The sequence below is a fragment of the Allobosea sp. RAF48 genome (assembly GCF_052114025.1).
Taxonomy (GTDB): domain Bacteria; phylum Pseudomonadota; class Alphaproteobacteria; order Rhizobiales; family Beijerinckiaceae; genus Allobosea.
Window position 1 is genome coordinate 109,987 of the sequence record NZ_JBFRDZ010000010.1, and the last position, 14,923, is coordinate 124,909.

At 66.5% G+C, this 14,923-nt stretch carries 12 protein-coding genes; 10 read left to right on the forward strand and 2 right to left on the reverse strand.

Annotated elements, in window-relative coordinates; translation table 11 throughout:
• Positions 1-35: 35 nt before the first annotated feature.
• Genes AB4Z10_RS18760 through AB4Z10_RS18770 form a run of 3 tightly spaced genes read left to right on the forward strand, consistent with a single transcriptional unit; the run spans position 36 to position 4,027 of the window.
• Complete coding sequence (locus AB4Z10_RS18760; RefSeq protein WP_441471904.1) at positions 36-1,499, forward strand: aldehyde dehydrogenase family protein; 1,464 nt, start codon at positions 36-38, stop codon at positions 1,497-1,499.
• Between the two features lie 10 nt (positions 1,500-1,509).
• The gene (locus AB4Z10_RS18765; RefSeq protein ID WP_441471905.1) at positions 1,510-2,553 is read left to right on the forward strand and encodes a tartrate dehydrogenase; all 1,044 of its coding nucleotides are present in this window, start codon (positions 1,510-1,512) and stop codon (positions 2,551-2,553) included.
• Positions 2,554-2,572: 19 nt separating this feature from the next.
• The gene (locus tag AB4Z10_RS18770) at positions 2,573-4,027 is read left to right on the forward strand and encodes an NAD-dependent succinate-semialdehyde dehydrogenase (protein WP_441471970.1); all 1,455 of its coding nucleotides are present in this window, start codon (positions 2,573-2,575) and stop codon (positions 4,025-4,027) included.
• 64 nt (positions 4,028-4,091) lie between these two features.
• Here the strand turns inward: AB4Z10_RS18770 and AB4Z10_RS18775 are convergent, their stop codons facing one another.
• A complete protein-coding gene (locus AB4Z10_RS18775) occupies positions 4,092-5,369 on the reverse strand; it encodes an NAD(P)/FAD-dependent oxidoreductase (RefSeq protein WP_441471906.1) in 1,278 nt (425 codons plus the stop codon).
• Between the two features lie 11 nt (positions 5,370-5,380).
• Complete coding sequence (locus tag AB4Z10_RS18780) at positions 5,381-6,049, reverse strand: haloacid dehalogenase type II (protein ID WP_441471907.1); 669 nt, start codon at positions 6,047-6,049, stop codon at positions 5,381-5,383.
• Positions 6,050-6,370: 321 nt separating this feature from the next.
• On the opposite strand from AB4Z10_RS18780, the gene AB4Z10_RS18785 reads away from it, so the two are divergent.
• From AB4Z10_RS18785 to AB4Z10_RS18815, 7 genes are all read left to right on the forward strand, one after another.
• Positions 6,371-7,222, forward strand: a complete 852-nt coding sequence (locus tag AB4Z10_RS18785) for a GNAT family N-acetyltransferase (RefSeq protein ID WP_441471908.1) — start codon at positions 6,371-6,373, stop codon at positions 7,220-7,222.
• A 14-nt stretch (positions 7,223-7,236) separates the two neighbouring features.
• Positions 7,237-8,613 carry an aspartate aminotransferase family protein gene (locus tag AB4Z10_RS18790; RefSeq protein ID WP_441471909.1) on the forward strand — a complete coding sequence of 459 codons (1,377 nt, stop codon included), beginning with the start codon at positions 7,237-7,239 and terminating at the stop codon, positions 8,611-8,613.
• 287 nt (positions 8,614-8,900) lie between these two features.
• Positions 8,901-9,617, forward strand: coding sequence for an HAD-IA family hydrolase (locus AB4Z10_RS18795; protein WP_441471910.1), 717 nt, complete (start codon positions 8,901-8,903; stop codon positions 9,615-9,617).
• Between the two features lie 64 nt (positions 9,618-9,681).
• The gene (locus AB4Z10_RS18800; protein ID WP_441471911.1) at positions 9,682-11,295 is read left to right on the forward strand and encodes an ABC transporter substrate-binding protein; all 1,614 of its coding nucleotides are present in this window, start codon (positions 9,682-9,684) and stop codon (positions 11,293-11,295) included.
• Between the two features lie 88 nt (positions 11,296-11,383).
• The gene (locus AB4Z10_RS18805) at positions 11,384-12,334 is read left to right on the forward strand and encodes an ABC transporter permease (RefSeq protein ID WP_441471912.1); all 951 of its coding nucleotides are present in this window, start codon (positions 11,384-11,386) and stop codon (positions 12,332-12,334) included.
• A 2-nt stretch (positions 12,335-12,336) separates the two neighbouring features.
• On the forward strand, positions 12,337-13,194 hold the full coding sequence (locus AB4Z10_RS18810) for an ABC transporter permease (RefSeq protein ID WP_199086288.1): 858 nt from the start codon (positions 12,337-12,339) through the stop codon (positions 13,192-13,194).
• On the forward strand, positions 13,194-14,861 hold the full coding sequence (locus AB4Z10_RS18815; RefSeq protein ID WP_441471913.1) for an ABC transporter ATP-binding protein: 1,668 nt from the start codon (positions 13,194-13,196) through the stop codon (positions 14,859-14,861). Before AB4Z10_RS18810 ends, AB4Z10_RS18815 begins: the two co-directional genes overlap by 1 nt.
• The last annotated feature ends 62 nt before the right edge of the window (positions 14,862-14,923 follow it).

A 14,923-nucleotide genomic window follows, 5' to 3' on the forward strand; every position in this document is an offset into this window, starting at 1 on the left:
ACTAGGCTCGGTCGACCACCATCCGGAGATACGCCGTGCCGCTGAGTTTCGATCCCGCTTCGGTCACGCTCCCGCGCGGCCATTTCATCGCCGGCGAATGGGTCGACGCCAGGGATGGCATTGATCTGCATCGCCCCTCCGACGCGATTGCCTTTGCCGCCTGCCCCGTTGCCGATGCCGATATCGTCGACCGCGCCGTGGCCGCCGCCAAGGCAGCCCTCGCGCAAAGCGGCTGGGGACGGCTGGCGCCGCGCGAGCGTGCCCGCGCGCTCCACCGCTGGGCCGATCTCATCGAGGCGGAAGCGGAAACCCTGGCGCGGCTGGAGTGCATCGCCTCGACCCGGCCGATCTCCGAGCTGATGGCGGGCGACGTCCCCGTGACGGCCGAGCAAATCCGCTTCTTCGCCGAATTCGCCGATAAGGAAGGCGGCGATCTTGTCCCGACGGGCTCCGACAACTTCGGCATGATCGCGACCGAGCCCTATGGCGTCGTCGGCGCCATCACGCCCTGGAACTTCCCGATCAACATGGCCGGCTGGAAGCTCGGTCCCGCGCTCGCGGCCGGCAATGCCGTCGTACTGAAACCATCCGAGATGACGCCGTTCGCGACGATCTACCTGGCGGAGTTGTCGGTTCGGGCCGGATTGCCGGCCGGCTTGATCAACATCGTGCTCGGCGACGGTCGGACGACCGGCACCGCGATCACCGGCCATCCCGATATCGCCAAGGTCAGCTTCACCGGCTCGACCGCCGCCGGCGCCGCGATCATGGAGAACATCGCCCGCACCGGCATCAAGCCGATGACGCTGGAGCTCGGCGGCAAGAGCCCGCAGCTCGTCTTCGCCGATGCCGATCTGCCGCAGGCAGCCGCCGCCATCGCCCGCAGCATCCTCGGCAATGCCGGGCAGGCCTGCGTCGCAGGCTCGCGCCTGATCGTGGCGGAAAGCGTCGCGGAGGAGCTGGTCGACCTCATCGTCGAACGTATGCGCGCGGTCCGGCCCGGCCCGACCTGGGATGCGACGAGCGCCTATTCGCCGATCATCTCGGAGCGGCAGATCGCTCGCATGGAAAGCATCGTGGATGCGGCGGTCGCGCGCGGCGCCAAGTGCCGGCTCGGCGGTGAACGCCTCGACCGCGCGGGCTATTTCTATGCGCCGACCGTGCTGGAGGGCGTCGACGCCATCTCGCCTGCCGTGACCGAGGAAATCTTCGGGCCGGTCCTGACCGTCCAGACCTTCCGGGAGGAAGAGGAAGGGCTTGGGCTCGCCGATCATCCGACCTACGGGCTTTGCGCCGGCCTCTACACGCGCGACCTGTCGCGGGCGCTGCGCGCGATCAACCGCCTGCAGGCCGGCACCGTTTGGGTCAATCGCTACGGGCGCTCGCGCGACCACATCCTGCCGACCGGCGGCTACAAGCAGTCCGGCCTCGGCAAAGACCTCGGGCGCGAGGCCTATCTTGCGAACCGGAAATCGAAAAGCGTCCTGATCGCGCTGTGAGGAGCAAACCGTGACATCCTACAAGATCGCCCTGATCCCAGGTGACGGCATCGGCAGCGCCGTCATCGACGCGACCTGGGAGGTGCTGACCAAGGCGGCTTCCGGCGCGGGCTTCGCGCTCGACGGCACCAGCTTCCCCTGGTCCTGCGACTTCTACGAGGAGACCGGCGCGATGATGCCGGCCGACGGCATCGAGACCCTGCGCGGCTTCGACGCGATCCTGCTCGGCGCGGTCGGCTGGCCCAAGCGCGTGCCGGATTCGGTCTCGCTGCACGGGCTGCTGCTGCCGATCCGCAAGGCCTTCGTGCAATACGCCAATATCCGGCCGCATCGCCTGCTGCCGGGCGTCGAGGGACCGCTGCGCGCGGGCGCCTTCGACATCCTGTGCATTCGCGAGAACACGGAGGGCGAGTACGCAGGAGCCGGTGGACGCGTCCATAACGGCACGGCCGATGAGGTCGCCGTCGAGACATCGATCTTCACGCGCAAAGGCGTCGAGCGCATTCTGCGCTTCGGCTTCGAGCAGGCTCGCAAGCGCCGCGGCAAGCTCGCCTCGGTGACGAAGTCCAACGCCCAGAAATATTCGATGGTGTTCTGGGACGAGATCACCGCCAAACTCGCGGCGGATTATCCCGATGTCGAAGTCGCGAACTACCACATCGACGCCATGGCGGCCCGCATGGTGATGGCGCCCGAGAGCCTCGACGTCGTGGTCGCCTCCAACCTCTTCGGCGACATCCTCACCGATCTCGGCGCCGCCATCCAGGGCGGCCTGGGCTATGCCGCCTCGGCCAACATCAATCCGGAGCGCGACGCGCCTTCGATGTTCGAGCCCGTGCATGGCTCGGCGCCGGATATCGCGCATCTCGGCATCGCCAACCCGATCGCCGCGATCTGGTCGGGCGCGATGATGCTGGAGCATCTCGGGCAGGCACAAGCCGCCGCAGCCGTGATGGGCGCCATCGAGACCGCCACCGGCCGCGGCATCGGCACGAAGCCGGGCGAGCACAAGACCACCGAGATCACGGCCGCCATCCTCGCGGCGCTGAACTGACAGGAGAGCCCACATGACCATCGATGGCCTTCGCGATCCCGGCCTCGTCCGGGAGGCCTGCCTGATCGGCGGCGCGTGGGGCGCCGGCGCCTCCGGCCGCACGCTCGACGTGATCGATCCGGCGACCCAAAGCGCGCTGGGCACGGTGCCGGATGCCGGCACAGCCGAGACGCGCGCGGCGATCGAGGCCGCAACCGCCGCCTTCGACAACTGGCGCGCGAAGACGTCGGCCGAGCGCGCCGCGCTGCTGGAAGCCTGGCATGCGCTGATGATCGAGCATATCGAGGATCTGGCGCTGATCCTGACGCGCGAGCAGGGCAAGCCGCTGGCCGAGGCGCGCGGCGAGATCCGCTACGGCGCCTCCTTCGTGAAATGGTTCGCCGAAGAAGCCCGCCGGATCTACGGCTCGACGATTCCCGCGCCGACGGCCGACCGCCGCATCCTCGTGCTGAAGCAGCCGGTCGGCGTCTGCGGCATCGTCACGCCGTGGAACTTCCCAAACGCGATGATCACCCGCAAGGTCGCGCCGGCACTCGCCGCCGGCTGCACCGTGGTGATCAAGCCCTCCGAGCTGACGCCCTACTCGGCGATCGCGCTCGGCGTGTTGGCCGAGCGGGCCGGCATCCCGGCCGGCGTGATCAACATCATCACCGGCATGCCGAGCGAGATCGGCGCCGAGCTCACCGGCAATCTCGCCGTGCGCAAGATCTCCTTCACCGGCTCGACGCGCATCGGCGCGCTGCTGATGAAACAGGCCTCCGACAGCATCAAGCGGCTGAGCCTCGAACTCGGCGGCAACGCGCCTTTCATCGTCTTCGACGATGCCGATCTCGACATCGCGATCGAGGGCGTCCTGGTTTCCAAGTTCCGCAATGGCGGCCAGACCTGCGTCTGTGCCAACCGCATCTTGGTGCAGGACGGCATCTACGACCGCTTCGCCGAGAAGCTTTCGGCCCGCGTCAACGCGATGAAGGTCGGCCCCGGCACCAATGCGGGCATCGACATCGGCCCGATGATCAACGCCGCCGCACTCCAGAAGATCGAGCGCCATGTCGAGGACGCGCTGTCGAAGGGCGCCACGCGCCTCGCCAGTGCCGCCGACATGCCAAACGGCAAGCAGTATGCGACGCCGACCGTGCTGGGCGAAGCGACCACCGAGATGCTGCTGGCGAGCGAGGAGACCTTCGGGCCGGTCGCGCCGCTCTTCCGCTTCCGCAGCGAGGAGGAGGCGCTGGCCATCGCCAACGGCACGCCGTTCGGCCTCGCCGCCTATTTCTTCACGCAGGACATCCGCCGGTCCTGGCGCGTCGGCGAAGCGCTGGAGTTCGGCATGGTCGGCCTCAACACCGGCGCGATCTCGATGGAGGTAGCTCCCTTCGGCGGCGTCAAGCAATCGGGCCTCGGCCGCGAGGGCTCGCAGCTCGGCATCGAGGAATATCTCGAGGTCAAGGCCTTCCATATCGGCGGTCTCTGAAACGCCAAGGGCGCCGGGAGAAACCTCCCGGCGCCCCCTTTCCGTCCACCGTCGGCGATGCGATTCACTGAATCCGGTCGAGCAGCTTGTAGTAAAGGCCGACCAGCGGCAGGAACCAGGGTTTGCCGAAATGGCCCGGCACCGCTGGCCAGGCGAGTCCCTCGAGCGGGTTGCGATTGGGGCGGCCGAGGATGGCGTCGGCCATGATCATGCCGAGATGCGTCGACATCTGCGCGCCGTGGCCGGAATAGCCCATCGCATACCAGACGCCGTCCTCATAGCCGGCGCGCGGATAGCGATCCTTGGTCATGTCGACCAGCCCGCCCCAGCAATAGTCGATCCCGACATCCTTCAATTGCGGGAAGATGCCGGCGAGGCTCGCGCGCAGGATGGCGCCGCTCTTGGCATCCGAGGTCTGGTCGGAGCTTGCCGAAAAGCGCGCCCGCCCGCCGAAGATCAGCCGATTGTCCGGCGCGAGGCGGAAGTAGTTGCCGATGTTGAGCGAGGTCACGGCGGTGCGGTTGCCCGGCATCGTCATGGCAACCTCGGCATCGCTCAACGGCCGCGTCGCGATCAGGAAGCTGCCGACGGCGACGATCCGGCGCCGGAACCAGGAGAAGGGTCCGGCCGTATAGGCGCCCGTGGCCACCAGCACATCCTTCGCCGAAACGCTTCCGCGCGGCGTCTGGAGGACATGCCGCCGGCCCTCCTGCCGCCGCTCGGTGACGGGCGCGTGCTCATGGATCACCGCGCCGTGCCGGACGGCCGCCGCGGCCAAGCCTGTCACGAAGCGGCCCATATGCATCATGGCGCTCTTCTTCGAGAGCATCGCACCATGGAAGCTATCGGAGCCGATCTCGCCCGCAAGCTCGGCCCGGCTCAGCATGGCTGTATCGGGATCGGCCTCGCGATGCAGCACCTCGAAATTGCGGGTGAGCGAGGCGACATGTTCCGGCTTCGAGGCGAGCTTGAGCTTGCCGGCGCGCCGAAAGGAGCAGTCGATGCCCTCCTCGGCGACGATCCGCTCGATCGTATCGACGGAATCGTCGAAGGCCTTGTAGAGGGCGACGGCACGCTCAGTGCCCATCGCCGCCTTGGCGGCGATAAAGCTGTGGGCGAGGCCATTGTTGAGATGGCCGCCATTGCGGCCCGAGGCTCCGTATCCGACGCTTTCCGCCTCCAGCACCACGACCCTGGCGCCGGCCATGGCAAGTTGGCGCGCAGCGGCGAGGCCGGTGAAGCCGCCGCCGACGACGGCCACGTCATAGATGCCTTCGACCGGCCCTTCGGCGGCGCCGGAGAAGCTGTTGGCCGTATCATGCCAATAGGATTTGAACTGCATCGGCCGCGGCCTCAGAGCCCGAACACGCCGGGCAGCCCGCCGATGTCCTTGATCTCGGTGTAGCCGTAATAGGGGTTCGCCGGCTCGTGCCCGCGATTGACCCAGACCTTGTTCTTGATCCCGAGGTCATGCGCCGTCATCAGGTCGTAGCGGAACGAGGAGGAGACGTGGCAGACGTCCTCCGGGCCGCAGCCGAGCATATCGAACATGTATTCGAAGCCCTTCATACGCGGCTTGTAGGACCGGGCCTGCTCGGCCGTGTAGACGGCATGGAAGGGCGCGCCGAGCCGAGCGACGTTATGCGGGATCTGGTCGTTCTGGGCATTTGACAGGATGACGAGCGGGATTTCCTTCGCCACCTTGGCGAGGCCAGCCGGCACGTCCGCATGCGGCCCCCAGGTCGGCACCTGCTCATAGATCCAGCGCGCATCCTCGGGGCGGAAGGCGACGCCGTTACGGCGACAGGTGCGCTCCAGCGAATTGTAGACGACCTCTTCATAGGGCTTCCAGTCGCCGAGGATCTCGTCGAGCCGGTAGGCCGAGAAATTCGTGATGAAGGTCCGCATCGCCGGCTCGTCCAGCTTGTCGCCGTAAAGCGCGCGCGCGGCCTTATCCATCGCGAAATAGATCAGCGTGCCGTGGCAGTCGAAGGTGACGAATTTGGGCTTGAAGACAGTCATCCGCTGAAATCCCCTATGGCGAAACGGTTGTGTCCGTTAGCGGGGATCATAGACGGGGGCAGAACGGCGCGAGCACCGCATTGCCCGCGGCAGGAAGCACAAACTGCCGTCCGTCCATAAGGCTGTGGCAGAGAGTTGCGCCCGCATCGCCGCCCGGCCCCGCTCTGCCCTGTGACTACCGACTCCGTCTGGGGGTTCGTGGCATTCCATGCGGTCGCCCCGCATTCCTACGGTCGAAGATATCGCCCGGCACCGTTCCTTAGGAGCAACTGCGCCGGCGCACGGCCTATCCATGATGCAACGGATACGAAGTGAAGCATCATGAACCCGGAAACGATCGATCTCGTCGCATTCGACGAACACCATCTCGATGGCGCAGTTCTGCTTTCACGCGAGGCTGGCTGGCCCCACCGGCGCGAGGACTGGGCGATGCTCCTGACCCTCAGCCACGGCTTCGTCGCGCTTCAGGGCGATGTCGTGGTCGGCACCGCCATGTTGACGCCGTTCGGGGACAATTGCGCGACCGTGAACATGGTGATCGTCGCAGCCAGCATGCGCGGACGGGGCCTTGGCCGGAAGCTCATGGATGCCGCCCTGCATGCCTGCGGCGCGCGCGAATGCCGGCTCACCGCGACCGCGGACGGCCTGCCCCTCTATGAAAAGCTCGGATTCAACGCGACTCACGAGATCCGTCAGCACCAAGGCATTCCCGCGCCGCTGCCGGCGGATGCGGCGAACGACGCCATCGAACTGGATTGGGTCGGTTCGGAAAACTTCCCTGCGGTCGCCGCGCTCGATCTGGAGGCGCAGGGGATGGATCGCCGCCCTCTGCTCAGGCTCCTGGCCGAAGCCGGGCGAATGGTCATCCTCCGTGAAGCCGGCCGGGTCGTCGGCTATGCCGCGCTGCGCCCTTTCGGCCGCGGCGAGGTGATCGGCCCCGTCGTCGCGAATACGCTGGAACAGGCGCAGAGCCTCATGAGCTTTCTGATCGCCAGCCGCCCGGGCGCCTTCCTGCGCGTCGACACCGCCGAGTGGCCCGAGCTTTCGCCATGGCTTTCCGCGCGCGGCCTGGTGGGCGTCGGCGGCGGCATCGTCATGGACCGCAACGCGACCGGCCGGCAGCCGCCCGGCCCCGCCAAACCCTTCGCTCTCGCCAGTCAAGCGCTCGGATAGTCTGGAGAACCGCCATGTTGAGCAATTCCCTGATCGAACTCGATCGCGAACATTGGATTCACCCGGTCGCCTCCTATCGCGGCCATGAAAAGGCCGGTGTGCGCGTGCTGCGCTCGGCGAAGGGCGCGACCATTACCGACGCGTCCGGCAAGCAGCTCATCGACGGCTTTGCCGGGCTATGGTGCGTGAATGCCGGCTACGGGCAGGACAGCATCGTCGAGGCCGCGGCGAACCAGATGCGCGAGCTGGCCTATGCGACGGGCTATTTCGGCCTAGGCTCCGAGCCCGCGATCCGGCTGGCGGCCGAACTCGCCGAGCGTTCGCCCGGGGATCTCAACCGCGTCTATTTCACACTCGGCGGTTCCGACGCGGTCGACAGCACGGTCCGCTTCATCCGCTATTACCAGCAGGCCCGCGGCAAGCCGCAGAAGGACCAGTTCATCTCGATCGAGCAGGGCTATCACGGCTCCTCGACCGTCGGCGCCGGCCTCACCGCCCTGCCCGCCTTCCATGCTGGCTTCGGCGTGCCCTATGATTGGCAGCACAAGATTCCGTCGCATTACACCTACCGCAACCCGGTGGGCTCCGCGCCGGAAGCCGTCATCGCCGCCTCGCTGGCGGCACTGCGGGCCAAGGTCGAGGCCGTCGGCGGCACCGATCGTGTCGCAGCCTTCTATTGCGAGCCGATCCAGGGTTCCGGCGGCGTGCTCGTTCCGCCACCAGGCTGGGTCAAGGCGATGCGCGAGCTCTGCCGCGAGCTCGACATCCTCTTCGTCGCCGACGAGGTCATCACCGGCTTCGGGCGCACCGGCCCGCTCTTCGCATGCGAGGACGAGGACATCGTCCCCGACCTCATGACGGTCGCGAAGGGGCTGACCTCGGGCTACGTGCCGATGGGCGCCGTGCTGATGTCGCAGAAGGTCTACGACGTCATCGCGGACGGCTCGGGCGCGGCGGCGGTCGGCCACGGCTATACCTATTCCGCCCATCCGGTCAGCGCGGCCGTGGGCCTCGAAGTGCTGCGTCTCTATGAGAACGGCCTCCTCGACAATGGCCGCAAGGCCGGGGCGCGCTTGATGGCAGGCCTCGAAAGCCTACGCGACCACCCGCTGGTCGGCGAAGTGCGCGGCCGCGGCATGCTGGCTGCCGTCGAGCTCGTGACCGACAAGGCGAAGAAGACGYCGCTGCCGGCCGCTGCCCTCCCGGCCCAGCGCGTCTTCGACCGCGCCTGGGACAAGGGCCTCGTCATCCGCGCCTTCGGCAACGGCGTGCTGGGCTATGCGCCGCCCTTGTGCTGCACCGATTCCGAGATCGACGCGATCGTCGAGCGGACCCGCGCGACGCTCGACGAGACGCTGGCCGATCCGGATGTGCGCGCTGCGATGGCCTGACATTCGCAGGATCTGCGGGGATCGAGCGGAGGTAAGGGTGGCCCCCGCCTCCACTCTTCACCTCCGAGATTCCGCGAAGGCTGCGAATACGGAATTTTGTGCCGCCGGGTTTTGGACATTCAGCGTATCCGGCGACCATGGCGTGGGAAACTCCCATACGGCCGACGGAGATCGGCCGGGGAACACAAGCGCGACCGTCGCGACCAGCGACCGAATGATCCGAAAGCGACGCGACCGCGCTCGGTGACGATTGCCCGCACGCAACAGGCGGGAGAAGCGGAGAGGCGATGGCTAAGAGTTTCGGCGACTTCCGCTATATGACGTTCGACGTCGTGGGCACCCTGATCGATTTCGAGGGCGGCCTCGTCGATAGCCTGGCGGCCATCGCTCGCGAGGCCGGGGTGCCGTTCGATGGCGAGGAAGCCCTCAGTCTCTACCGGGCGGCCCGGTATATGCCCGATGTCCAGCATTTCCCTGATGATCTCGTCCGCGTCTACGGCGTCATCGCGCCGAAGCTCGGCCTGCCGTCCGGCGAGAGCCATGGGCAGCGCCTGCGGGACGCCGTCAAGGACTGGCGCCCCTTCCCGGACAGCATCGATGCCCTGGCCCGGCTGTCGAAGCGCTACAAGCTGATCGCGATGACCAATGCCCAGCGCTGGGCCTTCGAGCATTTCTCCCGCGCCCTCGGCAACCCGTTCTATGCCAGCTTCACCGTCGACGACACCGGCACGGAGAAGCCGGACCCCGCCTTCTTCGAGCAGGTCTTCTCCTTCGTCGAGAAGGATGGCGGCTCGCGCGCGCAGATCCTGCATGTCGCGCAGAGCCAGTATCACGACATCGGAATCTCGCGGAAGCTCGGCCTGACCAATTGCTGGATCCAGCGGCGCCACGCCCAGCCCGGGTATGGCGGCACGATCGAGCCGGAACGCTTCACCGAACCCGACTTCCACTTCACCTCGATGGGCGCGCTCGCCGACGCCGTCGAGGCCAGTCTGGTGGCCTGAAGGAACCCGTAACGAAGAAGACCAACGCCGGAACAACGGCGCAAATCAGAACAGGGGAATGAGCATGACCGACAAGATTTCTTCCAGCTGGACGAGCGCCGACGACGCCATCGTCGAGAATGCGATCCGCCGCGGCGCCAGCCGCCGCGACCTCCTGCAGATGCTCATGGCCGGCGGCCTGGCAGCCTCCGCCAGCAGCCTCGTGCTGGCGCGCGCCACCTCCGCGCTCGCGGCGACACCGGTCAAGGGCGGCAACCTGAAGGCGGCCGGCTGGTCCTCCTCGACCGCCGACACGCTCGATCCGGCCAAGGCTTCGCTGTCGACGGACTATGTCCGCTGCTGCGCCTTCTACAACCGCCTGACCTTCCTGGACGGGGACGGCAAGCTGCAGATGGAGCTCGCTGACAAGTTCGAGACCAAGGATGCCAAGGTCTGGACCGTCACGATCAAGAAGGGCGTCACCTTCCATGACGGCAAGCCGCTGACCTCCGCCGACGTCATCTACTCGCTGAAGCGCCATCTCGACCCGGCCGTCGGCTCGAAGTCGAACTCGCTCGCCAAGCAGATGACCGAATTCAAGGCCGTCGATCCGCTGACGGTCGAGATCACGCTGGCGGCGCCGAACGGCGACCTGCCGACCATCCTGTCGACGCACCATTTCATGATCATCGCCGACGGCACCACGAACTTCGCCAAGGCGAACGGCACCGGCGCCTTCACCTGCGAAAGCTTCGAGCCCGGCGTGCGCTCGATCGCGGTCAGGAACAAGAACTACTTCAAGTCCGGCGGCGCGAACCTCGACTCCTTCGAGTTCTTCGCGATCACCGACGACACCGCGCGCGTCAATGCGCTGCTCTCGGGCGACATCCAGCTCGCCGCCGCCATCAATCCGCGCTCGATGCGCCTGGTCGAGAGCCAGCCCGGCGTCGTGCTGTCGAAGACCACGACCGGTAACTACACGAACCTCAACATGCGCCTGGACATGGCACCGGGCAACAAGATGGATTTCGTGACGGGCATGAAATACCTGCTCAACCGCGAGCAGATCCAGAAATCGGCGTTGCGCGGCCTCGCCGAGATCGCCAACGACCAGCCCGTTCCGCCGATGAACGTCTATCACAACAAGGATCTGAAGCCGAAGGCGTTCGATCCGGAGCGGGCGAAATCCCTCTTCCAGAAGGCAGGCGTCCTCGGCCAGTCGATCCCGATCGTGGCCTCGGATGCCGCCGGTTCCTCGGTCGACATGGCCGTACTCGTCCAGCAGGCCGGCAACGCGATCGGCATGAAGTTCGACATCCAGCGCGTTCCCTCGGACGGCTATTGGTCGAACTACTGGCTGAAGGCCCCGGTCCATTTCGGCAACATCAACCCGCGGCCGACGCCGGATATCCTGTTCTCGCTTCTCTACGCCTCCACGGCGCCGTGGAACGAGAGCCAGTACAAGTCCGAGAAATTCGACAGGATGCTGCTCGAGGCGCGCGGCTCGCTCGACGAGGCCAAGCGCAAGCAGATCTACGGCGAGATGCAGGTGATGGTCGCCGACGAGGCCGGCACCGCGATCCCGGTCTACATCTCGAACGTCGACGCGATCTCGAACAAGCTCAAGGGCCTGCTCCCGAACCCGCTCGGCGGGATGATGGGCTACGCCTTCGCCGAGTACGTCTGGCTCGAAGGCTAAAGCCTTTTTCTCCTGCGGGCCGGGCGCGTGCGTCCGGCCCTCATTTCGTGTCACACTCCGATCGGAGGTGTCAGCTGCGGGAGCGTCGATGAACCTTCACCTGTTGTCCCTGCTTGGCGGACGGCTGCTCGTCGCACTGCTGACGCTGCTGATCGTCTCCTTCGTGGTGTTCTGCGCCACCCAGATCCTGCCCGGCGACGTGGCGGAGGTGCTGCTCGGCCAGGCGGCGACGCCGGAAGCCGTGGCGGGCCTGCGCGCAGCGATGCACCTCAACGACCCGGCGATCCTGCGCTTCTTCCGCTGGCTCGGCGGAATGCTGACCGGCGATCTCGGCATTTCCTACGCCAATAACCGGCCGATTGCGGAACTCATCGCCGGGCGCCTGGGCAATTCGCTCCAGCTCGCGGCGGCAACCGCGCTCTTCTCGGTTCCGATCGCGCTCGCGCTCGGGATCAGCTCCGCCATGCTGCGCGGTTCGCTTTACGACCGCTCGATCACGATGGCGACGATCACGGTGATCTCGGTGCCGGAATTCATGATCGCGACAGCAGGCGTGCTGATTTTCGCGGTCTGGCTGAAATGGCTGCCGGCGCTCTCCTTTGCGCGAGACATCCACTCCTTCGGCGAGATGCTGCGGATCTACGCGATGCCGGTCTTCACGCTGAGCTTCGTCATTTCCGCCCAGATGATCCGCATGTCGCGCGCCGCCGTCGTCGAGGCGCTCAACACGCCCTATGTGGAGATGGCGCAGCTGAAGGGCGCATCGCGCCCGCGAGTCGTGTTGCGCCATGCGCTGCCCAACGCGCTCGGTCCTATCGTCAACGCCGTTGCGCTGTCGCTCTCCTACCTGCTGGGCGGCGTCATCATCGTCGAGACGATCTTCAACTATCCCGGCATCGCCAAGCTGATGGTCGACGCGGTAGCGACGCGGGACCTGCCGCTCATCCAGAGCTGCGCGATGATCTTCTGCGTCGTCTACCTGCTCCTTATCACGACGGCGGACGTCATCGCCATCCTGTCGAACCCGAAATTGCGCTGACCATGGCCATCGACGCAGCCAATACGACAACCGCCAGCCAGCGCCGCGCCGGGTATCGGTTCAACCTCACCGGCTGGATCAGCCTGATCGTCATCCTCGCCTGGGCGCTGATCGCGATCCTCGCGCCCTATGTCACGCCCCACGGCATCAGCGACATCGTCGACACCGACTATTTCGGCCCGATGAGCCTGCAGTTTCCGCTCGGCACCGACTATCTCGGGCGCGACATGCTCTCGCGCATCCTGTTCGGCGCGCGCTACACGGTCGGCATATCGCTGGCCGCCACCTTGATCGCCTGCAGCATCGGCGTCACGCTCGGCATGGCTGCGGCCGTGACCGGCGGCTGGTTCGATACGGCGCTGAGCCGCTTCATCGATGCGTTGAGCTCGATCCCCAGCAAGCTGTTCGCTCTCGTCGCCGTTGCCGGCGTCGGCTCCTCGATCCCCGTGCTGATGCTGATCCTCGGCATCATCTACACGCCCGGCTCCTATCGCTTCGCCAGGGCGCTCGCGGTCAACGTCAACACTGCGGATTTCGTCACGGTGGCACGCATTCGCGGCGAGAAACTGAGCTACCTGATCCGCGCGGAAATCCTGCCGAACATCATCGGCCCGGTGCTGGCCGATGTCGGCCTGCGTTTCGTCTTCATCGTGCTGCTCCTGTCCGGCCTGTCCTTCCTCGGGCTCGGCGTGCAGCCGCCGGAGGCCGATTGGGGTTCGCTGGTGCGCGAGAATATCGGCGGCCTGCCCTTCGGCTCGCCGGCCGTGATGGCGCCCTCCTTCGCTATCGCGAGCCTGACGATCGCGGTGAACATGCTGATCGACAACCTGCCGCAGAAAATCCGCGACCGGAGCGAATGATGAGTCCTCTCGTCGAAATCCGGGACCTGAAGGTCGAAGCGACCACCGATGCCGGCCGCCGCGTCGAGATCATCAAGGGGGTAAGCTTCGAGATCGCGCCCGGCGAGATCGTCGCGCTGATCGGCGAGAGCGGCTCGGGCAAGACCACGATCGCGCTGACCCTGCTCGGCTACACCCGCGCGGGCTGCCGCATCACCGGTGGCAGCGTCCGCGTCAACGGCCGCGACATGGCCGGCTTGCCCGAGAAGGAGCGAGCGAAGGTCCGTGGCGTCACGGTCTCCTATGTGCCGCAGAGCGCGGCCGCCGCCTTCAATCCGGCGCAGCGGATCATGGACCAGGTGATCGAGATCACCCGCATCCATGAACTGATGCCGCGTGCCGAGGCCGAGGCCAAGGCGGTGGACCTGTTCCGAGCACTGTCCCTGCCCTCGCCGGAGACGATCGGCGGGCGCTATCCGCACCAGGTTTCCGGCGGCCAGTTGCAGCGTTTGTCAGCGGCCATGGCTCTCATTGGCGATCCGAAGGTCGTGATCTTCGACGAGCCGACGACGGCGCTGGACGTCACCACGCAGATCGAAGTCCTGCGCGCCTTCAAATCCGTGATGCGCCAGAGCCGGATGGCCGGCGTCTATGTCTCGCACGATCTGGCCGTCGTCGCGCAGATCGCCGACCGCATCGTCGTCCTGAAAGGCGGCGTCATCCAGGAGATCGGTGCCACTGCACAGATATTGTCGGCGCCGAAACACCCCTACACCCAGGAATTACTCGCAGCCTTCGCGCCGCCCGGCCGCGTCCCTGCACAGGTGGCGAGCCCGGAAGGCGCGGCTCCCCGCCCCGTGCTCGAACTTGCATCCATCAGCGCCGGTTACGGCAAGCTGCAGGCGGATGGAACGCCGCTGATCCTGGCCGTCGACAAGGTCAGCTTCAAGCTGGAGCGCGGGCGCAATCTCGGCATCATCGGCGAGTCCGGCTGCGGAAAATCGACGCTCGCCCGCTCCATCGCCGGCATCATCCCGCCCTCCTCAGGCACGATCGCCTTCAACGGCAAGCCGATGGCGCCGCGGGCGCAGGACCGCAGCGCCGATGAATTGCGCAAGCTCCAGATCGTGTTCCAGTCGGCCGATACCGCGCTCAACCCGGCCAAGTCGATCGAGGACATCCTGGGCCGGCCGCTCACCTTCTACCATGGCCTGCGCGGCGCCGCCCGCGATGCGCGCATCGACCGCCTGCTCGAACTGGTGCATCTGCCGCGTGCGCTTAAGCATCGGCTGCCAAGCGAATTGTCGGGCGGGCAGAAGCAGCGCGTGAACCTGGCACGCGCGCTCGCCGCCGATCCCGAACTGATCCTCTGCGACGAGATCACCTCCGCGCTCGACACCGTGGTGGCCGCGGCCATCATCGAATTGCTGAAAGACCTGCAGCGCGAACTCGGCCTGTCCTACCTCTTCATCAGCCATGACCTGACGACGGTGCAGGCGATCTGCGACGAGGTCGCGGTGATGTATCGCGGCGTAAAGGTCGAGCAGTTGCCGGCCGACCAGGTCGGCAAGGCCGGCGGCCACCCCTATGCGCGGCTGCTGATGTCCTCGGTGCCCAAGCTCGACCCATCCTGGCTCGACAAGCTCGAACGCGATCCGGAACTCGTAGCCGCCTTCGCAAAACGCTGAGCTTTCCCAAGGAAGCACGCCGCCATTCCGGACAAGCCACGAAGCGGCGCAGATCCGGAATC